Below are 22,567 nucleotides of genomic sequence, written 5' to 3'. Positions count from 1 at the left end.
CTCCCCACCTATTCAGCAGTTGTCACTCTTAATATTTCCTCAGTTGTTGTTAATCCTTGTTTCACTTTTAATAGTCCATCATCAATTAAAAAGATGGTTCCATTTTTGATAGCTAGTTCACGAAGAGTTGTGTAAGACTCTCGATTCATAATCGCCCTTCTCATGTCATCGTTAATCACCAACAACTCATGGATGGCAACCCTACCTTTATATCCCGTCATATTACAAGTTCCACAACCTTTTCCACGGTTCACCTTATCAAGTGTAATTCCACGTTTGCCGAAGATTTCTAGCTCACGTACGGTCGGTTCCTGTGGTTGCCCACAATCGCGACATACACGACGAACCAATCGCTGAGCGACTACACCTGAAAGTGAAGAAGCTACAAGGAATGGTTCAACTCCCATATCAATTAGGCGTGTAATCGTTCCAAGTGAATCGTTTGTATGAAGAGTACTTAATACTAGATGGCCTGTTAATGATGCTCTAACAGCTACATCCGCTGTTTCCTGATCACGAATTTCTCCAACCATGATGATATTAGGATCCTGTCGCAATATAGCGCGAAGGCCTTTAGCAAATGTCATGCCAACATTAGTATTTACTTGAATTTGGTTGATTCCTTCTAACTGATATTCGACGGGGTCTTCAATCGTAATGATATTTACATCTTCAGAATTAAGCTGATTTAAAGCAGCATAAAGAGTTGAAGATTTCCCAGATCCGGTTGGTCCTGTTATTAATACAATGCCAGTCGGGCTTTGAATCAGTTTTTTAAATCGTTTAAGGTTCACATTATTAAAACCTAATTGTGAAAGATTATTTAGTGAGCTACCTAAATCTAGGACCCTCATTACAATTTTTTCTCCAAATACGGTTGGCAAGGTGGAAACACGTAAGTCAATATGATGTGCTTCAAGATTTATTTTTATTCGCCCGTCCTGTGGGATACGGCTTTCTGTAATATCGAGGTTAGCCATAATCTTAATGCGGGCTGTTAGTACACCTTGCATACTCTTTGGCAGTGACCGTTCAGTACGGAGCACCCCATCCACACGATAACGCAGCAAAACATTTGTTTCATGGGGGTCCACGTGAATATCACTTGCTCGCTGTTGAACAGCATTTTGCAAGATTTGGTTTACTAATTTAACAACAGGTGAATCCTCATTTGTGATTTTCTCCTCTTCAATTTCCGCTGTTGCTTCAGCAAAAAGCTCCTTTACCCCTTCGTCTAAATCATAAAACTTATTAATGGCACGTAATATCTCGTCCTTAGAAGCTATTACGGGTTCTATATAAAATCCTGTCGTTAGACGTAAATCCTCAATTGCATAATAATCCATGGGGTCTGCCATAGCGACAAAAAGCTTGTCCCCTTCTTTCCGAAGGGCAATTAAATAATGTCTTCTTGCCATTTCTTTAGGTATCAATGTCGTCAATGATGTGTCTATTGGATATCGGAATAGACTAACATGGGGTATTCCTAATTGAAACTCAAGCACTTCAATTAATTGTTGCTCTGTAATAAACCCTTTTTGAAGAAGAATATCCCCTAGCTTTTGTGATTCCGATTGCTCTTCAAGAGCCTGTTTTAATTGTTGCTCTGTAAGAAGACCAGCGTCGACAAGCAAGTCTCCTAATCGTTTACGAGCTCTTCGCATGGAACCTCCCCCTCCTAAGATTTTTGTAAATGCAATGGATCAGGATCTTCCCATAAATCAATATTTTCCTCTCCGTTTTCTTCGTCAGTTTCATTTCCAGATTCCTGATTCTTTTCTTCATATGATCCTTTATTCGTTCCCGAAGCACCATCTGGATTCTCTATATTTCCTTCTGCTTCTAAATCGTTCGGGTTTTGAGGGACCTCAGGAACTATACTATGGGCTTCGATTGTGTGGATAGGTGGATAATAATCTTCCGCTACCTTTACTTTCGCATCTACCACACCAACCTCTTTAATGATGCGATAGATTTTACCTACTTGACCCGATATTCCTTCCTGTTTGACAACCATTTCGCCCCTAGATAAAGTACTATCAAACTGCCTGATAATTTTAGGGTCAAAAGACTTTTCATCTTCAATAGCCACAACAATCGATTGTTTCATCTCAGGTCCCATTAGCTGTACATTAAACTCATGATTCTTGAATGAAAACATTAGTTTATATTCGTGAGGATTTACATTATAAATCATTAAATCCTTATTTTTGTTTTCAACTCTAGCTTCATAACCGAAAGCTGCATATGAAGGCAACTCATCACTCGTATGTCTTTCGATAATTTCAAAATTGGTAGATAAAACAGTTGAATAAATACCAGTAGCAATTACACTTAATGCTTCATTAGAATATTTAGTGGATGTACCGCTTTCTGTTAAAAATGAGAGCAAAGAAAATGGCTTGTTTGCAGGTAAATTTACACTACCAAACTCCTTTGTCCATCTTATTATTTCACTTTCATCATTGAGATTACGAATTGTTGATTGAGATACGATATTGCTAAAGTCTACCTTTACATCCTCTACATCAGGGTCTGACACATCGACAGGTCCAATTATATTTCCATCTTTGGAGGAATTATCAGTAACGAATGCATGGTACATTTTTGTTCCAACAGTCGAAAAAAGTGATAGGAGTAAAACACAAAGTAAGAGCAAGTTGAAAATTTTAATTGAATGTAACCTTTGCATGGTTATCCCCCTTTCAACCCTTTATGTGACTTTTTTAATTAGAAAGTTATTAGTTTGTAGTGTCCCCAGATTAAAACACATGATTTGATAAAACACTTTATAAACACTCAAAATCAAATAGTAAAATATACCTATTCTTTCCTTATCATTTTATATGAAAATAGGAAAATACTAAAGAGAGTTTACGCGCTATTTGTAATAAAAACAATTATTTCGTTACAGTTTGTCACTTTTTTTTACTTATATTAGTTTGGGGACAAAAAAATAGGAGCGATTCGCCCCTTTAATATCCATATAAAATTATTTTTCACGAGTGGGTTCCGCAGATAGAATATCTTTTGGTGAAATTGTTTCTACCCCACCTATTATAAGAGGTAGCTCATCAACATTATAATTGGACAATGTTAGATCTCCTCCGTTTGAGGAAAAAGACTTTGATATAATGGTACCTTCGATTTTTATGTTACCTATATCTACATGAGCATTAGGTGCATAAATGAATTGTTGCAATTCATTTTTATTATCACCATTTATAGTGATCCTGTCACCGGCGGAAATAATAAATCCTTCGAAGCCAGATTGACCAAGCATTTCTATTTCAATGTCCTGTACAATTAGTGAACCATAAATTCTTTGACCATTCGTAAATCTTAGATCTTTTTGACCCTTATAAAAAATATCTAGCTTTTTAACTTTTTCCTTTATTGCTTGTTTATTTGTTATTACGTTGCCGTCTTTATCTGTTGAATTGATCCTATCATTTGCGCCCAAGTTAATGTCATTTTTTACGTATACAGTTAACTTACCTGTTCCAATAATATTTAGTTTACCACCATTGACATTTAAGTCGTCAACAACAATATTTCGATTACTGTTACCAACATCGATATTTAACGTATTATCCTTACCAATATTAATCACTTTAAATTGCAAATCCTGCTGTAAGTTCAAAGTATAATCTTTTGTTAAATATAGTGAACCATCATTAAATATATCCGAATTAGTAGGAAATGGATAGTCTGGGAACATTGGAAATTGGGGGATGTCGAATCTATATTTTCTCGTTAATTTCTCTACTGGTATATTATTTACAAAATGAAAACTAGATTCTGGCCCCACATATACTTTTCCAGAAACCATTTCAGGCTTATTGATATCGATTAATTTTGGGTCTGTGGAATTCGTTCCAATATCACCAACAATTGTGGCGTTTCCACCTATTTCAATTTTTTCTTTCACAAACACTGCTGTATGAGGAATTTCAATATTCGTTTTGTTTATCCAAGAGATGCGAATTTGTTTCTCCACTGTCCGCGAACGATTATCGATTGTTCCAATCGAAGTGATTTGATAATCTCGATAACTAGCATTCGAATCGTTATTACCAATCTTTGTTATTGAAATTTTTGCCTCTGGTGTATGTCCGAAAGCTTCTTCAAAATTACGATAGGCTGGTTCATTATTGATGAGCGTAACCATCTCATCAATTTTCGAAAAAAAAGTTCCTTTGTCGGTAGAATCGTTATAGAGATTCACAATGTTTTTATTCACCCTATCCATCGTATATGTTACGCCAGATTCAGCAATATAATAGGTAGACTGGTAGCTTCTTTCGCCCGAACTCATTTTCATATTGTTAAGTGTGAGTCCTATTAGGGCTAGGCCTAAGATTGTCATGACCGTAAGAATTAATAAAACCATGACTAAAGCAATACCTTTTTCATTTTGGATAAATGAAGTTTGTTTTTTCACAATATCACGCCTATTCTCGGATATAAATAGTGGTTTCAGGCAGTTCTCCGATTTTTAAAATCACTTGATTTCCATTCTTTGAAACATTAAACGCATCTATATTAGTAATAAGCTCTTTATTATTTTTTTCGATTATTGTTCCATCAAGTTTGTATACATCAGTTCCATTTATGGTTAACTCATTGGGATTATTGACCTCTACCGTCTTTGCTTTTCTTATTTCTTTTGTAATTAGATTTGCAGCGAGTCTTTCTTGGGATTGGGTTTGCACTTCAATCGTTTGAGAATTCATCTGTTTTTGTCCAAATAGGTGAACAGAACTCGCAAGCAGCAAAATAATTGAAAGTAGTGAAATGGCAGCTAGAAGCTCTATTAATGTTACACCCTTCTCACATTTTTTCATGCTGATCACCCGCTATTTTTTCCAAGATACAATCATCTCCATTTGAGATTCGAGTAGTTCTTTGCTTGTATCTTTATATATTTTTAAAACAACTTTTCCGAGATCAGTTGAAATATCTTTAACTTGTACAAGGATATAATGGCCATCCTTCGTCTTTCCATAACAGTTTGTACATGAAGAATCACTGATGTAGCCTTTATTGCGAATTTCATTAGATAGTTCAATTAAAGACGGAGAAGAGGAATTCGAATTTAAATAAATAATTTCTTCCATCTCGGTCTCAGCAAGATAAGTGGATTCCGTCATATTTTTAGAAATATTGTTGGCTTTAGACGATTGGATGAACATTGGGACGATTGAAACAATGATAAGAGACAGAATGACAATGGAGGCAAGAACTTCAATTAAGCTGTTACCGCTTTGATTCCTTATCTTCATCTCCATTCTCCCTTCTCGATTAGTTCTTTAGCACCATTATATGGTGAATGAATAATAATTAAAAGAAAAAAACATAAATCCACGTCATATTATGTCGTTTCACGAAAAAATAGATAAGAAAGTCTTTTCTTATCTATTTCACAATGACCTTGGCACTATTCAGTTATTTAGATAGTAGAAAACCCCTAACCTCTGAGATAAAATATAGTGACCCCGTTATAACTAAAGCTGCATTTTCTTCTGATGATACATTTTCAAAACCATCTTTCACTGCTTTCTGCCAATTATTCACAGTGTTTATAAATTCACCAGCAGATGAATTTTCATAAAGTTCCTCTGTACTTGCAGCTCTTGGGTAATCAAAGCTTGTAAATGTTAATGTTTTGGCAACCTTTTCAAGTTTGCCTATCATCGTGTCTAATTTTTTGTCGCTTAATGCACTAAAAATAATATGGATATCTTTCCCCTTCAAGTGAACCTCTAACGTCTTGATAAGGCTGTTAATTCCTTCTGGATTATGGGCACCGTCTAGAATGACAAGTGGCTCCTTTGAAATCTCTTCAAACCTGGCAATCCATTTTGTTTTCTTCAAACCTGTCGCAAGCTCATTATCTTTTAGTTGTATAGCACCATTGTTTTGTAATATGTGAACCGCCATTATAGCTAAGCTTGCGTTTCTCACCTGATGAGCACCTTTCATTGAGATCTGTAGATTTTGAAAGGCTTTATTTTGAGCTTTTATAGTAAAAACTTCTCCATCTTTTGATTGATGATCAAGGATAAAGAAATCTTGACCCAATTGATAAAATGGACTATTTTGTTCTTTCGCCTTGTTGCTTATCACTTCTATTGCTTCCTGCTGCTCAACCGCTGTAATAATAGGTACTTTGTGTTTGATAATTCCAGCCTTTTCTCCCGCAATTTCACCAATGGTGTCTCCAAGAATATTCATGTGATCAAAACCAATACTCGTGATGATAGACACAAGTGGATTTATGACATTGGTCGAATCAAGTCTTCCTCCTAATCCAACCTCCATAATCACAAAGTCAATATCGGACATTTCCCCGAAATAATAAAGGGCCATTGCAGTGATTACTTCAAATTCGGTAGGACCACCAAGCTCTGTTTCTTCCAGCTCTTCTGCTAATGGTTTTATTACCTGTAAAAGGTGGACAATTTCATCATTTGAAATTGGTTTTCCGTTCACACTGATTCGTTCATTAAAGGTCTCAATATAAGGAGAAGTGAAGGTTCCAATTTTATAACCTGCTTCTTGTAAAATGTTTCGTATGTAGCTAACAGTGGATCCTTTCCCGTTTGTTCCTGCTACGTGAATTGCCCTCATTTTTTCTTCAGGATGATTTAGTCTTTCCATCATCCATTCCATTCTTGCAAGCCCTGGTTTCATTCCAAGTCTTAATCTCCCGTGAATCCATGACAATGCATCTTCGTATGTATGTATCATATTGGTTCCTCCACAGATTTTATAATGAAGGAAAGACGAATCTATAATAGATTCGCCTTTTATTCATTTAGCCTCTTAATTCTGCGATTCGTTCACGAACGGTTTCGCGTTTTTCAAGGTAATCATTTTCTTTTGCTCGTTCTTCATCGATTACTTTTTGAGGTGCTTTCTTTACGAAACCTTCATTACCAAGTTTCTTTTGAACGCGTTCAACCTCTTTATCAAGCTTATCTAGTTCTTTTTCTAGTCGCTTAATTTCTTCATCAATGTTGATGAGTCCCTCAAGTGGTAGGAATAATTCTGCACCAGTTACAACAGAAGTCATTGCCTTATCAGGTGAAGTAATTTCTGTTGCAATCACAAGCTCGCTTGGATTACAGAATCTCTCTAAGTAAGAACGATTCTTTTCTAATTGGGATAATACTGTTTCATCTTTAGCCTTAATGTGAAGTTTGATTTGCTTGCTCATTGGTGTATTCACTTCTGCACGGATATTACGAACAGAGCGAATAATATCAACTAATAATCGCATTTCCCCGGCTGCTTGGGCATCTGAAATTTCCGGATTTACCTCTGGCCATTTTGCAACAGTAATGGATTCGCCATTATGTGGCAAGTTCTGCCATATTTCCTCGGTAATAAACGGCATGAATGGATGAAGCAGTCTCATTGTGTTGTCTAGTACATAAGCAAGAATTGATCTTGTTGTATTCTTTGCTTGCTCATCTTCACCGTATAGAGGAAGCTTCGCCATTTCAATATACCAATCACAGAAGTCGTCCCAAATGAAGTTATATAATACTCTGCCTACTTCACCGAATTCATATTTATCAGCAAGCTTTGTTACAGACTCGATCGTTTCGTTTAGGCGAGTTAAAATCCACTTATCTGCAACAGATTTTTCACCGTTAAATTCAATGTTTTCAAACTTTAGGTCACCCATATTCATTAATGCAAAACGTGATGCATTCCAGATCTTATTCGCAAAGTTCCAGGTTGCTTCGACCTTTTCCATACTAAAACGTAAGTCTTGACCAGGCGAACTACCAGTTGATAAGAAGTATCGTAATGAATCGGCACCATATTTAGCGATGACATCCATTGGGTCAACACCATTTCCAAGTGACTTACTCATTTTACGGCCTTCTGCATCACGAACTAGACCGTGGATAAGAACATCTTTAAATGGACGTTTTCCTGTAAATTCTAGCCCTTGGAAAATCATTCTGGAAACCCAGAAGAAAATGATATCGTAGCCTGTTACAAGAGCATCTGTTGGATAGTAGCGTTTAAAATCTGCTGCTTCCTTATCTGGCCAGCCCATTGTTGAAAATGGCCATAATGCCGAACTAAACCATGTATCTAATACATCTTTGTCTTGCTCCCAGTTTTCGATATCCGCTGGTGGTTCATGATCAACATAAACCTCACCTGTTTCTTTATGGTACCAAGCTGGGATTCTGTGGCCCCACCATAATTGACGAGAAATACACCAGTCACGAATGTTTTCCATCCAATGAAGATATGTTTTTTCAAATCGTTCTGGAACGAAATGTACTTTTTCTTCCTGAGTTTGAAGCTTAATCGCTTCATCGGCTAATGGCTGCATTTTTACAAACCATTGTGTGGATAGGTATGGTTCAACAACTGCTCCACTTCGTTCACTATGACCTACTGAATGAAGGTGGTCTTCAATTTTGAAAAGTACACCTTCTTCTTGAAGATCCTTTACAATTTGCTTTCTGCATTCAAAGCGGTCCATCCCTTGATATTTACCAGCATTCGCATTCATCGTTCCATCTTCATTCATAACTAGTACGCGTTGAAGATTGTGGCGATTTCCTACCTCAAAGTCATTAGGGTCATGTGCTGGTGTGATTTTAACAGCACCTGATCCAAATTCCATATCCACATAATCATCACCAACAATCGGAATTTCTCTTCCTACTATTGGGAGAACGACTGTTTTACCGATTAGGTGTTTGAAGCGCTCATCCTCTGGGTGAACGGCAATAGCAGTATCCCCAAGCATTGTTTCTGGTCGAGTTGTTGCAATCTCAATATGTCCTGAACCGTCCGCTAATGGATAACGCATATGGTAAAATGCACCTTGAACATCTTTATAGATTACTTCGATGTCAGAAAGGGCCGTTTTTGTTGCTGGGTCCCAGTTAATAATGTATTCACCACGATAAATAAGATCTTTTTTATATAGGGTAACGAACACTTCACGAACCGCTTTTGAAAGTCCTTCATCAAGTGTGAATCTTTCTCTTGAGTAATCTAAGCCAAGTCCTAGCTTAGACCATTGTTCACGAATGTGGCTAGCATACTCTTCCTTCCACTTCCATGTTTCCTCTACGAATTTTTCACGCCCTAAGTCATAGCGAGATTTCCCTTCCTCGCGGAGCTTCGCCTCAACTTTAGCTTGGGTCGCGATACCGGCATGGTCCATTCCTGGTAGCCATAGAACATCATAGCCTTGCATTCTTTTTATGCGAGTAAGAATATCCTGTAAGGTTGTATCCCACGCATGCCCTAAGTGGAGCTTTCCTGTTACGTTCGGCGGTGGAATGACAATTGTATATGGTTTTTTCTCTGCATCGTCTTTTGCTTCAAAAAATTTACCATCTAACCAATATTGATAGCGGCCCGCTTCAATGGATTGCGGGTCATACTTTGTTGATAACGTCTTTTCATTTCCTTCCATGAGTTTACCTCCTTAAATTCAATCAAATGCGCCTCGGCGTATTTGCCACCCAGATTTTTTCGAGCCCGCTCGAAAACTTTCCTTTGAAAATCTGAGGCATCCGCCGGAGGCTTATTTATTCAGCTTCAGCTGAATAAACAAAAAACTCCACTCGTCCTAATAAAAGGACGAATGGAGTGTATTCGCGGTACCACCTTTTTTCATAGATAAAAAAGATATCTATGCTCTCAAGAAAAGATAACGGCTTTTCACCGGCTTTTACTACTCAATTTTCATAAAAGCTACTTAAGGGCGACCTTCCATCGTAACATTCCTAAGAAATCTCACAGCAATTGATTTCTCTCTCTGAAGGTGTATCCGATGTACTCTTCCCTCTCATCGTATGTATCAATTATAGATGTTTAAAACTTTTTTAAAGTTCTTTAAAGAATTTTACTACTATTGTTCAGGAAATTCAATAGGTATGTCAATAAGGGTAGCCAAGTTTTTTATACTTTATTCTCTTTCATGTATTTTGTTACAAATTTTTTATATAGATTTGAAAGGAACTATTCTGCTTTTCCAAGCATATTTTAGTTATAGGATTCCATGAAGGGAGAGATCAGCATGAGAAGAAGAAGTTTTCGAAAATACTCCTATCCCCGCTGGCTGCGACAATGTCGTGATGTTTGTCACCAATTTATAATCCCCATTACCATTGTTCAAGCTGTTCGAACCATTTTTTTGCCAACAACATTTGATGTGCTTTTTTTAGCCATTTTAATTTTACTTGCCGTTGCATTTCATTTAGAGATGATATAAAAGATCCCATACTCACTCCGTATGGGATTCTTCCTCTTCTTGCTCTTTTCTTTTTTGTTCTGCCTCTAAAAGTTTTACGGAAACAAATTCAATATTTTTCGTTAGCCAATAAGCCCTTTGTAAAACTTGGACATGCTCCCGTTCAGATTTCTTTTCTTTATGATTGGTATAATTTCGCACACACCGATAAATCGGTTCTGGAAATGTCAAATAACTTAAAAAGAGATAAAATTCCTCTTCTCGTAATGGAAAACGGCTTCGATAGGATTCAAACCACTCTAGACAATCCGTACAGAGGGTCGGATAGGTTTTTAATAGTCGATAATAGAGACTCACTAAATCATTTGTTGGATTTGCATAGCCTGCCTTCTCAAAATTCGAAAGATATCCTTTTCCACTTTCATCATACAAAAAATGTGTTTCTGATAAATTATTAAGTGTTAATGCGGTACGAAAAGACTTACTCTCTACCAATAATTCATGCCATTTATCGAGCTGTGTTCTTGCAAATGATGAGGCTAGGCTAATTTCATAAAAATACGTACAGAACTGGAGTTCAAATGGGGACATATACCATTTTGACTCTGCTTCTTCAACAAATCTTTCAAAAAACTGGTTTCGTTCCTCCCAATTTTTAATGATTGTTTCATAGTGTCCTGTGACCTCACTGTCATCGTTAATTTGTTGTTTTCTTGCCGTTGTTAGATGAATCCTAGCGACTTCTTTAAAAAAGGCATGGTAATGATCTCCACGATGCTCAGGGTCGCTGCTGTTCAACCACGGCATCAGGTAATAAAACCTTTGATTATGATAAACAAGGTATTTCCCTTCGACTGTTGGGTAAATAGGTACTGCTCTTGTGTAACCCTGTTGAAATAATTGTTGAAGGAAGGTGGGGAAGGACGGATTGATTTTTTGTGAAATGGATTTTAGAGCATAGATACCTTTATTTGTAACGATTTTTGTAACTTTACCGAGCTGTTCAAATGATGAGGGCTGTAGATTATACTTCTTTAAGATGGGCCCGATACTACTAACATCGTTTTTGTTCATTGGGCCAATCACTCACTTTCCTGACAATTTTTATAAAGTGAAACTTCATTCAGTGAGGGTTCTTTATCCCTCACTGAATGTTAGTTGAACCAATCGGGCTTTTACTGGCAGTTGATCCCCCACTTATACATCTTCGGCTTGCCCAAGAAATTGGAGTGGGGGTCTTACTGCTAGTTAATGCGGGATAAAGAAAACAGGGCGAGGTTTTCCTCCCCACCCTATCGATTTCTTTACGTATTCGCTTGGACAGGAATATATAATAGCTGTCCTTCAGAGACGGAATCGGTATTTAGTGAATTAACACGTACTAATTGTTGCACGCTTATCTCATAACGCTGTGAAATCTTTTCTAATGAATCTCCATGTTGAACGATACAGATTTTCATCGTCGAATGGTCATCAACTTCATCTCTGCCAAATATTTTGGTTAATAATAAATCATTCTCATTTCGTATTTCTGACTTCTCTGTTTCTTCTCTTTGCTCTTGAACCACTTCTTTTTCACGTACTGCAGTAGAACTTTTTTTATTTTCTTTATCAGATCCAAAGGTTAATTGATTATCATGCCTTGCTTTTACTTCAATTGAAGGTGTGATAACAGCATGAACCTCTTCCTCCTCAATCGCTTCGGCAACCTCTATTTCCTCTTGTTCCTGGTAGACCTCTTTCCGTGCTTCCACTTCAAAAGGAACAAAAAGTTCTGCATCAGCTTCTTCATCATCCTGCTGCCCGCTAACCGCTATAACTTCCTGTTCCTCAACCTCATTATGTAGCACTACTTCCTCTGTATTTTGCAGCACTACCTCTTCTTGTACTTCACTTTTTTCTTCCGCAGCTACTTGAAGCGCTTCTTGGCCATCGCGTTTTTCTTCAGCAATTGCTTGAACTTCTTCCTCTTCGAATGAACTACTTCTGACAAGCTCCAGCTCTTCTTCTGGCTGTTGTTCATCAATAAATGTGGTTTGTTCTTCTTGTTTGCTCACCTCAGGGGTAGCTTCCTCCTTTGATGATTGGGTAACGCCTTTAATACCACTGATTGCTAAATCAGCAACGATTTGTAAACAGCCACGTTTTGGAATTTCATAGTCAAATGTTTCAATCAAAACATACACATCGTCTAAGCTTTGAACGCGATCTTGTGGAATGGTAATATCGACGGGGAAACGATGATTTAATTCACTAACTCCATCTTCACGTGTGATAACCTCATTCACAAGTCGAACCGAGGCAAAGTCACGTTCTCCCTCTTCTTCATCGTTATCATCTATTCGATATTCACCTGTTAGCTGTAATGCACCGCGAATGGATACATATTGATCATGCTCTTGAATCACAATATCCGGGTCAAGTGATATTGAGATGAGCTCTCGGACTTCCTGTCCCTTTTGAAACCAGACTGATTCCTCTACTGAAAATCGTAAGTTTTCAGATGACACAGCTATTCCTCCTTTCAGTCCCCTTCTACACAGATTTACTATGACATTACAATTTTTATGATAAATCCTAGGCATTTATGATAATTTCTTAAAATAAAAAGGCAGACCCAGTGGATTACCTGAGTCTGCCAAAGAATCGTTACCCTTTTGGGAGTTTTCTTCGAGGAACGGGCACGATTCTACCGCTTGCGTTACTCATTTGTTCGTTTCCGTCAAAAAAAGGCTACAATTAGTAGCCTTTTACCTGTTTTTCTAACCTTTTAGTTTTGAAAATGCTTTTTCAGCAGCTTGAATGGTTTTTTCGATATCTTCATCAGAATGGGATGTTGATAAGAAAAGTCCTTCAAATTGAGACGGCGGAAGGAAAACTCCTTCATTTGCCATTTCCCGATAGTACGTTGCAAAACACTCTAAATTTGATGTTTTTGCAACATCATAGTTAATTACTTTTTCATTTGTAAAGAAGAAGCCAATCATTGATCCAGCACGATTAATGCAATGTGGGATTTCATATTTTTCAGCTGCCTTTGTAAATCCTTCTTCTAGACGATCAGCTTTCTTTTGAAATTCTGTGTAATCTTCTGGTTTTAGCTGTGATAATGTCTCATAGCCTGCAGTCATCGCTAATGGGTTACCTGATAGTGTTCCTGCTTGATAGATTGGTCCAGCTGGTGCAATTTGTTCCATGATGTCTGCACGTCCACCATATGCACCTACAGGTAGACCACCACCGATTACTTTACCAAGACAAGTGATGTCAGGTGTGACACCAAAATAGCCTTGTGCACAATTATAATCAACACGGAACCCTGTCATAACCTCATCAAAAATTAACAATGTTCCATATTGAGTAGTAACTTCACGAAGCCCCTCAAGGAATCCTGGTTGTGGAGGAACAACACCCATATTGCCTGCAACTGGTTCTACAATCACACCAGCAATATCCTCACCGAACTGTTCAAAGGCATATTTTACTGCCTCTAAATCATTATAAGGTACCGTAATTGTGTTTTTAGCAATGCCTTCAGGTACTCCTGGGCTATCAGGTAAGCCAAGTGTAGCCACACCTGAACCCGCTTTTATCAATAATGAATCCCCATGTCCATGATAACATCCTTCAAATTTCAAGATTTTATTACGGCCAGTATAACCTCTAGCTAAACGTAACGCACTCATTGTTGCTTCTGTTCCAGAGTTCACCATACGAACGATTTCAATTGAAGGAACTCTTTCAATTACCAGTTGAGCAAGCTTATTTTCAGATAATGTCGGAGCCCCAAAGCTCGTTCCTAATTCTGATGCTTTTTTTAAGGCTTCAACCACTTGATCATCTGCATGCCCGTGAATAAGTGGGCCCCAAGAAAGTACGTAATCTATGTATTCATTTCCATCGATATCATATATTTTAGACCCTTTTCCACGCTCCATGAAGATTGGATCCATATTTACGGATTTAAAAGCACGAACTGGGCTATTTACTCCACCGGGCATTAGGTGTAAGCTTTTCGCAAATGCCGCTTTTGATTTTTCATAACTTCTCATCTTCGTAACCCCTTTCTTATAATGGAGCCTGTCCTCCAACACGATAATGCATTGTGAAGGGCAGGCACTAAATTAATTTTCCTTTAACCAACGTGCAACATCTTTTGAATGATACGTAATGATTAGATCCGCTCCTGCACGTTTCATTCCTGTTATCATTTCCATCACGATTTCTTTTTCATTGATCCAACCGTTTTGGGCAGCGGCTTTAACCATGGAATACTCGCCACTAACATTATAAGCAACTACTGGCGCATTAAAATTATTTTTCACATCACGAATGATATCTAGGTAGGACAATGCCGGTTTTACGATTATGAAATCTGCACCTTCTTCAATATCAGATTCAGCTTCTCGTAATGCTTCTAAGCGATTTGCATAATCCATTTGATAAGTTTTGCGGTCACCGAAGGAAGGAGCACTTTGGGCTGCATCGCGGAATGGTCCGTAAAATGCAGATGAATATTTAACCGCATAAGACATTATTGGCACATGCTCAAAGCCCGCTTCATCTAGGCCGTGACGAATTGCTGTCACAAATCCATCCATCATATTAGATGGAGCAATAATATCAGCACCTGCTTCTGCCTGACTAATAGCTGTTTTCGCTAATAATTCAAGAGACGGGTCATTAAGGACTTGTCCATTCTCAATTACTCCACAATGACCGTGAGATGTGTATTCACAAAGACAAGTATCAGCAATGACAACTAATTCTGGATGCTTTTCCTTTGTTAATCGAGTCGCTTCTTGAACAATCCCGTGATTATGATAAGCCCCCGTACCGAGCTCGTCCTTCTCAGCGGGTACACCAAATAGAAGAACTGATTTAATTCCTAACGCTACAATCTCATCCAACTCTTGTTCAAGTAGATCTAATGAAATATTATAAACACCTGGCATCGAGGAAACTTCTATTTTTTTGTTTTGGCCTTCCACAATGAATAATGGGTAAATTAAATCATCAATATGTAGATGTGTTTCACGTACTAAGGCTCTCATATTTGCAGATTGGCGTAATCTTCGATGTCTAGCAAATTGTAATTTCTCCATCTCTTATTCTCCTCCTTGTGCTTGTAAAAAATCGATAATTTCAGTGAGTAGATGGTCTGTTGTGTAATTTTTTGGACATATATGAATTGGAATATGTAATTGTTCTGCCGCTTTCTTAGTTTCTGGTCCAATACAAGCGAAAATTACTTGTTTTGTCCAGTCTTCCCACTCAGTTTGTTCCACCATTTTATAAAATTGCTTCACAGTAGACGGACTTGTGAAAGTAATAATATCAATTTGTTTTTCTTTTAAAAGCTTGATTAAACGTGCTTTTTCACGAGTATCTCCAACAGTTTCATAAACAATTAAATCAGTAGCCACAGCGCCGCTCTTTGTTAGTTCATCGACTAAATAAGAACGCGATAAATTCCCTCGAGCTAGTAAAAAACGTACACCTTGCTGCACATATGGTCTTAAACTTTCAAACAACCCTTCCGCGATAAATTCATCCGGAACCAACTCAGGTTTATACCCCTTCGACAACAGGGCCTTCTCTGTTTTTGTACCAACAACAGCTATTTTAGGCATTTGAATTTTCTTACCTACTTTATTAACTACTTGACCATAAAAATCGAAAAAAGAATCAACGCCATTTTTACTCGTAAAAATCAGCCACTCATATGTGGATAAATTCTTTATTGTTTCTTCAATAATTGTTGAATCTTCGGTTTTTTGGAACGTAAGCAATGGAATTTCAATCGGTGTTCCACCGGCCGCCAAGATTTTCTTAGAAAATTCAGCGGCCTGCTGTTTACCTCTTGTATTTAAGATTGTTCTCCCGTAAAGAGGTTGTTCGCCTTCCATTACTGGTTAAGCTCCTCTTTTACTTGGTCAATTAATTCCTTTGCACCAAGGTCTGTTAATTTTCTCGCAGCTTGATGTCCCACTTCAATCGGATTTTTTCCAAAAGCTTGTTCTTTGTATATGGTTTTACCATCAGGGGATCCAACCAATGCAGTTAACGCAATTTCCTTCTCATTTGACATTGTTGCATAAGCTGCAATTGGAATTTGGCAGCCACCCTCCATTTTATGAAGAAAAGCACGCTCTGCAGCAACCGTATTCTGAGTATATTCATCATTTAATTTTGATAATGCAAGCAATATTTCTGCATCGTCTTCACGGCATTCAATGGCAAGAGCACCTTGACCAACTGCAGGTAAACACACCTCTGGATCAACAAATTCCGATACAACATCGTCTGACCATCCTAATCGCTTTAAGCCCGCTGCAGCCAATACGATTGCATCATAGTCTTCATTTTCAAGCTTTGCGAGTCTTGTATCGATATTTCCACGAATCCATTTAATTTCGATATCATCTCTTTTTGCAAGGAGCTGTGCACTTCTACGTAAGCTGCTTGTTCCGACAATAGCCCCACTTGGAAGCTTTTCAAAGGATACCTCTCCTTTTGAGATGATTACATCACGGTGGTCCTCACGCTTCGGAACACACCCAATGACAAGTCCTTCTGGTAACACAGCTGGCATATCCTTCATACTGTGGACCGCCATATCAATTTCCTTATCAAATAAGGCTTGTTCGATTTCCTTTACGAAAAGACCTTTTCCACCAACCTTAGATAAAGTAACGTCAAGGATTTTATCACCTTTTGTAACGATTTCCTTTACCTCAAACTCATAGGGAACACCTAGATTTTTTAGCTGCTGGATGACCCAGTTTGTTTGTGTAATTGCCAATTTACTTCTTCGAGAACCAACAATAATTTTTCTCATATTTGTTCCTCCTGTCTATGTATGCCAAAAATGAAAATTCGATAAGCTACCGAATAAAAAGAAATTAACAAGTAAAAGCAAAAATGCGCCTATATTCCAATAGGCAATTGTTTTCCCCTGGAGCTTTTGGACAACCCTTTTATAAAGGTACCAAGCATAGATGACTAAAACAAAAAAGGATCCTAGCACCTTTGCGTCGTAGAAATAAAAATTCTCGACCTTTATATAGGCCCATAGTACTCCTAAAATGAGTGCTAATAAAAGCATGGGCACCCCAATAAGATTCAATACATATGACATATGATCAAGCTTCGATAAATCATCAAGACGAAGCAGTCGTTTTCCCCATTTTTTCTGTTTTAACAAATTGTATTGAATCAAATACAGGATCGAAAAAACGAATGAAATTGTAAATGCCCCATAAGAAAGAATCGCCATCGAGATATGAATCATGAGTAACTCTGAAATAAGCTGACTTTCCACCGCACTTGAACCATGCTGACCTGGAGCAAATGTATGTAAAGACATAATGAAAAAACCTAATAAATTCGTAAAAAAAACAATGAAATCCACTCTCAAAAACTTGTTTAGAGTTAAAGAGAGCGTAATCAAAACCCATGCATAAAAATAAAGACCTTCAACCATGGATAAAACCGGCAATCTACCTGTATCAAGCAGTCGTGTGAGTAGAAAAATCGATTGAATTACCCATACAAATGCAAGTAACCAGAAGGCAAACTTATTTACCTTCCGGTTATTATGAAGAAAGTCTATAAAATAAAGTAGAACACTTAAGGCATAGAGAATTACAGTAAACTCATGTAATCTCGTTACATTCATCTCTACCATATCGATTTTCCTCTCATTATGACTGTAGAGAAGGCTGCTGACTATTTGCTGCTACCCTGTTCAAGTTACTCTTTTCCTTTTGCATCCCATACTCAGAAACAACGGCTTCCTCAATATCAAAAATCTTCATAAATAATCCTAAAGAATCAGATGCATTTGGCTGTGCGGCAAGTTCCTTTGCTTGTAAAATAGGGTCTCGCAATAGCTGATTAATAATACTTTTCGTATGTTTGTTCAATACTTTTCGCTCACGCTCGGATAGATTAGGCATTTTGCGCTCAATACTCTCCATTGTTTCAGCCTGAATGGCTAATGCTTTATTGCGAAGCGCTGAAATAACTGGAACCACGCCTAGAGTGTTCAACCAATTCTTGAATTCAACGATTTCATTTTCAATCATGAGTTTAATTTCTTCGGCTGCCACTTTACGTTCCTGTAGATTAGCTTCAACGATTCCTTCTAAATCATCGATATCATATAAAAAGACGCTTTCTAAATCGGCGAGTTCTGGATCTAGGTCCCTTGGTACAGCAATATCAACCATAAATAAAGGACGACCCTTTCTCATCCGTTCAACATCCTGCATCATTTCTTTCGTGACGACATAGCCTTTCGCACCAGTAGAACTAATCATGATGTCTGCATCAACTAAGGCACATTGAAGCTCCTCAATCGCTTTTGCTTCTCCTTGGAACTTGTCGGCAAGGATTTGTGCTTTTTCATAGGTACGATTCATTACTGTTACTTTTCCCACACCTGAACCGTGTAAGTTTTGTGCAGCTAATTCGCCCATTTTTCCAGCACCTAAAATAAGGACCTTTTTATTCGAAAGATCACCGAAAATCTTCTTCGCAAGTTCAACGGCTGCATAGCTAACTGAAACAGCATTTGAACCAATTTCTGTTTCAGAATGCGCACGTTTTGCTAATGTAATGGATTGTTTAAATAGTTGATTAAAAACTGTACCTGATGTACCTTCTTCTTGTGCAGATAAAAAACTTGAACGTACTTGTCCAAGGATTTGTGTTTCACCGACAACCATCGAATTCAAGCCACATGTAACTTGAAATAAATGATCTACGGCTCCTTCATCTTCAAAGATATTCAAGTACGAAGAGAATTCATCTTTTTCAATTCCAAACCACTTTGAAAGGAAATCTTTAATATAGTAGCGTCCTGTATGCAGTTGGTCGACAACAGCATATATTTCTGTCCTGTTACATGTTGAAACAATAATATTTTCTAGAATACTTTTTTTCCCTTTTAATTCCTTCATTGCTTGTACAATGCTATCCGAATCAAAGGTTAATTTTTCACGTATTTCAACAGGGGCTGTTTTATAATTAAGTCCGACCATAATTGTATGCATAATTTTCACCCCAACCTTTTTATAATGAAATGGATAATTTCGCCCACAAAACTATTACTATTATACCATGTATGATGTGAACGATTGTCGAAAAATGTGTGAACAGTTTTTGACAACCTATGCTAAGATAAAAATAGAATTTATAATAAAAATAAAGCTATATTTGCTCCTAATTTTTTCTTTTTCTATTAGGAATTAGTTGTCTAGACTTCAATCGTTACATTAACAAAAAAACATTGTCAAATCAAGTAAATAGCACGGGGGACTATATGAAAAAGAACAATCTCTTTTCTGGTATTATCCTTGTTGGGATGGGTATCTATCTTTTGCTTCAACAATTGGGTATTCCAGTATTTGCTAACTTCTATTCGTGGCAAACACTCGTCATCATTGTCGGGATTGCTTTTCTTGTGCAAGCCTATGCCCAGAACAATCCAGGTAGTATCTTACCAGGTATCATTCTAGTTGGCTTTGGGTTCCATTTTCATGGAATCAACAAATTAGGATTTTGGCCTAAACAGCCAGGAACTTTATTGTTCATTGTTGGCTTAGGAATGCTAATAACATATTTTAAGACGAAAAATGGACTAGTCCATAGTGTCGTTCTGTTAATTGCTTCGCTTTTATTTCTAAATTATGGTCTATTTATGAGCTGGTTAGGCTTTTTAGAAGGCGGTTTTTCATTCATTTTGGACTATTGGCCACTTCTGCTTGTTGGAATCGGCTTTTATTTATTATTCATTAAGAAAAAGTAAATTATACCAAAACCGCAAATACCCACGAAAAGCAAATTTTGTGGGTATTTATTTACAAAAAATTATCCCAAAGTCAGTTACTTTGGGATACCTGCTTTCCTTAAAGTATTGAGTTTAAAAAATCCTTCGTTCGTTGTTCTTTTGGATTTTCAAAAATGTCCTTTGGATGTCCTTCCTCTACTATTTTTCCATCATGCATGTATATGACTCGGTCTGCAACCTCTCTTGCAAACCCCATTTCATGGGTAACAACAACCATTGTCATTCCTTCTTTTGCTAATTGCTTCATTGTATTAAGCACCTCTCCAACTAATTCTGGATCAAGGGCTGATGTTGGTTCATCAAATAACATGATTTCCGGTTTCATTGCCAATGCTCTAGCAATGGCAACACGTTGTTTTTGTCCACCTGATAATTTAGACGGATACACGTTTATTTTATCAGCTAATCCAACTTTACCAAGAAGCTCCTTTGCCTGTTGGGCAGCTTCTTGTTTTTGGATCTTTTTTACATGTGTAGGGGCTTCAATGACATTATCAAGAACTGTCATATGTGGAAAGAGATTAAAATGCTGAAATACCATCCCAACTCTTTGCCGAATTTCATTTAAATTATGGCTATGAGGCTCTATTTTTTCATCTTTAATGATGATTTCTCCGCGCTCTTTCATTTCTAAAAAGTTTAAACAGCGTAATAATGTACTTTTACCAGAACCACTTGCTCCTATCAAACAAACTACTTCACTTTCTTTTACAATCATGTTTATATCTTTTAACACATGTAAGTCACCGAACGATTTATTTAAATTTACAACCCTTATTACATCTTTCTTCTCCATTCCATTTCACCTTCCCTATTTGTCACTAGCAGCCAATTTTTTCTCAAGCATTCCAACGAGTATAGTAAATAGAAGCACAAGAATTAAATAATAGATTGCTACTATTAGCAAATATGTCATATAGTCAAAGTTATTAGAGCCTAATGTTGTAGAAACATTGAAGAGCTCGTTTAACCCGATAAATGCGGCTAATGAGGAATCTTTTAATGCGATAATAAATTGATTTCCAAGCGGTGGTAATGCTCTTCGAAATGCTTGGGGAAGGATGATTCTTCGCATTGTTAAAATCTTACTCATTCCCAAAGACTGTCCGGCCTCCATTTGACCGCTATCAATAGACTGAATAGCTCCCCGAAAAATTTCCGCGATATAGGCCCCATTATGGAAGGCCAGCCCTAACGTTACGGACCAAAACATCGATATGTCTAAGGCTGATAAACCAAAATAAAAGACAAAAATTTGAACAACTAATGGGGTCCCTCTGACTAAATATATATATAAATCTGCTATTTTAATTAAGATGCGTTTCCCTGAAATTTTAAAGAATGAAAAAAGCAATCCGATAAAAACCGCGATTATAACAGCAACAATCGTTACTTGTAATGTTATAAGCATCCCTTTTAGAAACACAGGATAGGATTCAATCAACTGCTTGATAATATGACTAAGCTCAGGCAATTTCACTCAACTCCTTTAGAAAAAGAAACGAATGCGTAGGAAAAACACATTCGTTTCGATGTTGTTATTTACTCTTCTGGATTTGTCGTTATATCTTCTTTGAAGTATTTTTCGCTTATTTTCTTCAGTGTTCCATCTTCTCTAAGCTTTTCTAGAGCTTCATTGATTTTTTTCAATAATTCATCATTATCCTTCGCAACTGCAATTGCTTGCTCACTCAAACCAAGAATATCTTTACCTTCAATTTCTACCCCGTTCCCAATCGCTTCTTTTCCCGTTAAGAAGTCTGTAATAACCGCATCATGTTTTCCAATCGCTAATGCTTCTAATGCAGTGACATCACTGTCATATTGAACAACTTTCTTGGTTACCTCTTCTGCCGTTTTTGCATATGTAGAACCCTTTGAAACGGCAATTTCCAAATCTTTAAGATCTTCCAAGCTTTGAACATCGGTATCCGGTCTTACAAATATTTGTGGTCCTGAATAATAATAAGGTGTTGAGAAGTTAACATGCTCAGCACGCTCATCTGTTATTGTGTGACTTGCAACTGCAGCATCAAATCTGCCAGTCTTCACACCCTCTACAATACTGTTAAATTTAAATCGTTTTTGATCAGGTTCCAAGCCCAACTCCTTAGCAATTGCTTCTGCCACATCAATATCAAAGCCAGTCATAACCCCGCTTCCATCTGTAACGCTAAATGGATTGTATTCACCGGATGAAGCAAACGTAAACTTTCCGTCTTCAACTAAATTCATCCCATTTGAAGATGACTTTTCACCCCCACACGCACTCAAAATGCCGACAACCAAAAGTAAAATTAAAAAAGATGTCAATTTCTTTTTCACCATCGTTCTCCCCCTTTTTTAACTAAAATTCTCCTAGTAGAGAATACCTAGCATTCCTTATATCTTTATTAGTCCAAACCCTTGCATATAACCAAATCGGTAAAATCACCCTTGAATCCCTTTGTTTCTACAAGTTTCGCTGA

At 37.3% G+C, this 22,567-nt stretch carries 20 protein-coding genes and 1 other annotated feature; of the genes, 2 read left to right on the top strand and 18 right to left on the bottom strand.

The window, feature by feature from the left end:
- Positions 1 to 8 precede the first annotated feature (8 nt).
- The 7 genes from V7112_RS04635 to V7112_RS04605 all read right to left on the bottom strand — a co-directional run bounded on the left by V7112_RS04635 (position 9) and on the right by V7112_RS04605 (position 9,463).
- Positions 9 to 1,664, bottom strand: a complete 1,656-nt coding sequence (locus V7112_RS04635) for a GspE/PulE family protein (RefSeq protein WP_335416121.1) — start codon at positions 1,662 to 1,664, stop codon at positions 9 to 11.
- Between the two features lie 14 nt (positions 1,665 to 1,678).
- Complete coding sequence (locus tag V7112_RS04630) at positions 1,679 to 2,692, bottom strand: G5 domain-containing protein (RefSeq protein ID WP_335416119.1); 1,014 nt, start codon at positions 2,690 to 2,692, stop codon at positions 1,679 to 1,681.
- Between the two features lie 300 nt (positions 2,693 to 2,992).
- Positions 2,993 to 4,444, bottom strand: a complete 1,452-nt coding sequence (locus tag V7112_RS04625; RefSeq protein WP_335416117.1) for a pilus assembly PilX N-terminal domain-containing protein — start codon at positions 4,442 to 4,444, stop codon at positions 2,993 to 2,995.
- A 10-nt stretch (positions 4,445 to 4,454) separates the two neighbouring features.
- Positions 4,455 to 4,847 carry a prepilin-type N-terminal cleavage/methylation domain-containing protein gene (locus V7112_RS04620; RefSeq protein WP_335416114.1) on the bottom strand — a complete coding sequence of 131 codons (393 nt, stop codon included), beginning with the start codon at positions 4,845 to 4,847 and terminating at the stop codon, positions 4,455 to 4,457.
- 12 nt (positions 4,848 to 4,859) lie between these two features.
- Complete coding sequence (locus V7112_RS04615; protein ID WP_335416111.1) at positions 4,860 to 5,285, bottom strand: type IV pilus modification PilV family protein; 426 nt, start codon at positions 5,283 to 5,285, stop codon at positions 4,860 to 4,862.
- Between the two features lie 163 nt (positions 5,286 to 5,448).
- A complete protein-coding gene (locus V7112_RS04610; protein ID WP_335416108.1) occupies positions 5,449 to 6,753 on the bottom strand; it encodes a bifunctional folylpolyglutamate synthase/dihydrofolate synthase in 1,305 nt (434 codons plus the stop codon).
- A gap of 67 nt (positions 6,754 to 6,820) precedes the next feature.
- Positions 6,821 to 9,463 carry a valine--tRNA ligase gene (locus V7112_RS04605; protein ID WP_335416105.1) on the bottom strand — a complete coding sequence of 881 codons (2,643 nt, stop codon included), beginning with the start codon at positions 9,461 to 9,463 and terminating at the stop codon, positions 6,821 to 6,823.
- Between the two features lie 160 nt (positions 9,464 to 9,623).
- Positions 9,624 to 9,851: a binding site (T-box leader), on the bottom strand.
- 218 nt (positions 9,852 to 10,069) lie between these two features.
- Between V7112_RS04605 and V7112_RS04600 the strand changes: the two genes are divergently transcribed.
- Entirely contained in the window at positions 10,070 to 10,264 is a 195-nt protein-coding gene (locus tag V7112_RS04600) for a hypothetical protein (protein ID WP_335416103.1), read from the top strand.
- A 12-nt stretch (positions 10,265 to 10,276) separates the two neighbouring features.
- Here the strand turns inward: V7112_RS04600 and ysxE are convergent, their stop codons facing one another.
- The 8 genes from ysxE to hemA all read right to left on the bottom strand — a co-directional run bounded on the left by ysxE (position 10,277) and on the right by hemA (position 19,302).
- On the bottom strand, positions 10,277 to 11,317 hold the full coding sequence (ysxE, locus tag V7112_RS04595) for a spore coat protein YsxE (protein ID WP_335416100.1): 1,041 nt from the start codon (positions 11,315 to 11,317) through the stop codon (positions 10,277 to 10,279).
- A gap of 230 nt (positions 11,318 to 11,547) precedes the next feature.
- On the bottom strand, positions 11,548 to 12,753 hold the full coding sequence (spoVID, locus tag V7112_RS04590) for a stage VI sporulation protein D (RefSeq protein WP_335416096.1): 1,206 nt from the start codon (positions 12,751 to 12,753) through the stop codon (positions 11,548 to 11,550).
- Between the two features lie 252 nt (positions 12,754 to 13,005).
- Positions 13,006 to 14,295 (bottom strand): glutamate-1-semialdehyde 2,1-aminomutase, encoded by a 1,290-nt coding sequence (gene hemL / locus V7112_RS04585; RefSeq protein WP_335416093.1) that lies wholly within the window; start codon positions 14,293 to 14,295, stop codon positions 13,006 to 13,008.
- A 72-nt stretch (positions 14,296 to 14,367) separates the two neighbouring features.
- A complete protein-coding gene (gene hemB / locus V7112_RS04580; protein ID WP_335416091.1) occupies positions 14,368 to 15,348 on the bottom strand; it encodes a porphobilinogen synthase in 981 nt (326 codons plus the stop codon).
- Between the two features lie 3 nt (positions 15,349 to 15,351).
- Positions 15,352 to 16,152 carry a uroporphyrinogen-III synthase gene (locus V7112_RS04575; RefSeq protein WP_335416089.1) on the bottom strand — a complete coding sequence of 267 codons (801 nt, stop codon included), beginning with the start codon at positions 16,150 to 16,152 and terminating at the stop codon, positions 15,352 to 15,354.
- Positions 16,152 to 17,084, bottom strand: coding sequence for a hydroxymethylbilane synthase (hemC, locus tag V7112_RS04570; RefSeq protein ID WP_335416086.1), 933 nt, complete (start codon positions 17,082 to 17,084; stop codon positions 16,152 to 16,154). The genes V7112_RS04575 and hemC overlap by 1 nt, the downstream gene beginning before the upstream one ends.
- Before the next feature lie 15 nt (positions 17,085 to 17,099).
- Positions 17,100 to 17,933: a cytochrome C assembly family protein gene (locus V7112_RS04565; protein WP_335416081.1), complete on the bottom strand. Its 834-nt coding sequence runs from the start codon at positions 17,931 to 17,933 to the stop codon at positions 17,100 to 17,102.
- 16 nt (positions 17,934 to 17,949) lie between these two features.
- Positions 17,950 to 19,302: a glutamyl-tRNA reductase gene (gene hemA, locus V7112_RS04560; protein WP_335416078.1), complete on the bottom strand. Its 1,353-nt coding sequence runs from the start codon at positions 19,300 to 19,302 to the stop codon at positions 17,950 to 17,952.
- Between the two features lie 269 nt (positions 19,303 to 19,571).
- Here hemA and V7112_RS04555 point away from each other — a divergent pair, with 269 nt between their 5' ends.
- Positions 19,572 to 20,057, top strand: a complete 486-nt coding sequence (locus V7112_RS04555) for a LiaF transmembrane domain-containing protein (protein ID WP_335416075.1) — start codon at positions 19,572 to 19,574, stop codon at positions 20,055 to 20,057.
- Between the two features lie 100 nt (positions 20,058 to 20,157).
- On the opposite strand, the gene V7112_RS04550 is transcribed toward V7112_RS04555, so the two are convergent.
- The 3 genes from V7112_RS04550 to V7112_RS04540 form a co-directional block, all read right to left on the bottom strand.
- Positions 20,158 to 20,895 carry an amino acid ABC transporter ATP-binding protein gene (locus V7112_RS04550; protein ID WP_335416072.1) on the bottom strand — a complete coding sequence of 246 codons (738 nt, stop codon included), beginning with the start codon at positions 20,893 to 20,895 and terminating at the stop codon, positions 20,158 to 20,160.
- A gap of 15 nt (positions 20,896 to 20,910) precedes the next feature.
- A complete protein-coding gene (locus tag V7112_RS04545; RefSeq protein ID WP_335416068.1) occupies positions 20,911 to 21,573 on the bottom strand; it encodes an amino acid ABC transporter permease in 663 nt (220 codons plus the stop codon).
- Between the two features lie 68 nt (positions 21,574 to 21,641).
- The gene (locus tag V7112_RS04540; protein WP_335416065.1) at positions 21,642 to 22,427 is read right to left on the bottom strand and encodes a transporter substrate-binding domain-containing protein; all 786 of its coding nucleotides are present in this window, start codon (positions 22,425 to 22,427) and stop codon (positions 21,642 to 21,644) included.
- Positions 22,428 to 22,567 lie beyond the last annotated feature (140 nt).

The sequence above is a fragment of the Bacillus sp. JJ1566 genome (assembly GCF_036962685.1).
Taxonomy (GTDB): domain Bacteria; phylum Bacillota; class Bacilli; order Bacillales; family Bacillaceae_L; genus Ferdinandcohnia.
Note: the sequence above shows the minus strand (reverse complement) of the source record. Positions and strands in the feature narration are given on the sequence as shown.

Bases quoted from the DNA above. Each gene is read 5' to 3' on its own strand.
- V7112_RS04620 (WP_335416114.1), bottom strand. From the start codon at position 4,847: ATGAAAAAATGTGAGAAGGGTGTAACATTAATAGAGCTTCTAGCTGCC.
- hemB (WP_335416091.1), bottom strand. From the start codon at position 15,348: ATGGAGAAATTACAATTTGCTAGACATCGAAGATTACGCCAATCTGCA.
- V7112_RS04600 (WP_335416103.1), top strand. From the start codon at position 10,070: ATGAGAAGAAGAAGTTTTCGAAAATACTCCTATCCCCGCTGGCTGCGA.
- V7112_RS04615 (WP_335416111.1), bottom strand. From the start codon at position 5,285: ATGAAGATAAGGAATCAAAGCGGTAACAGCTTAATTGAAGTTCTTGCC.
- hemC (WP_335416086.1), bottom strand. From the start codon at position 17,084: ATGAGAAAAATTATTGTTGGTTCTCGAAGAAGTAAATTGGCAATTACA.
- ysxE (WP_335416100.1), bottom strand. From the start codon at position 11,317: ATGAACAAAAACGATGTTAGTAGTATCGGGCCCATCTTAAAGAAGTAT.
- V7112_RS04565 (WP_335416081.1), bottom strand. From the start codon at position 17,933: ATGGTAGAGATGAATGTAACGAGATTACATGAGTTTACTGTAATTCTC.
- hemL (WP_335416093.1), bottom strand. From the start codon at position 14,295: ATGAGAAGTTATGAAAAATCAAAAGCGGCATTTGCGAAAAGCTTACAC.
- hemA (WP_335416078.1), bottom strand. From the start codon at position 19,302: ATGCATACAATTATGGTCGGACTTAATTATAAAACAGCCCCTGTTGAA.
- V7112_RS04575 (WP_335416089.1), bottom strand. From the start codon at position 16,152: ATGGAAGGCGAACAACCTCTTTACGGGAGAACAATCTTAAATACAAGA.
- V7112_RS04540 (WP_335416065.1), bottom strand. From the start codon at position 22,427: ATGGTGAAAAAGAAATTGACATCTTTTTTAATTTTACTTTTGGTTGTC.
- V7112_RS04635 (WP_335416121.1), bottom strand. From the start codon at position 1,664: ATGCGAAGAGCTCGTAAACGATTAGGAGACTTGCTTGTCGACGCTGGT.
- V7112_RS04610 (WP_335416108.1), bottom strand. From the start codon at position 6,753: ATGATACATACATACGAAGATGCATTGTCATGGATTCACGGGAGATTA.
- V7112_RS04550 (WP_335416072.1), bottom strand. From the start codon at position 20,895: ATGGAGAAGAAAGATGTAATAAGGGTTGTAAATTTAAATAAATCGTTC.
- V7112_RS04605 (WP_335416105.1), bottom strand. From the start codon at position 9,463: ATGGAAGGAAATGAAAAGACGTTATCAACAAAGTATGACCCGCAATCC.
- V7112_RS04555 (WP_335416075.1), top strand. From the start codon at position 19,572: ATGAAAAAGAACAATCTCTTTTCTGGTATTATCCTTGTTGGGATGGGT.
- V7112_RS04630 (WP_335416119.1), bottom strand. From the start codon at position 2,692: ATGCAAAGGTTACATTCAATTAAAATTTTCAACTTGCTCTTACTTTGT.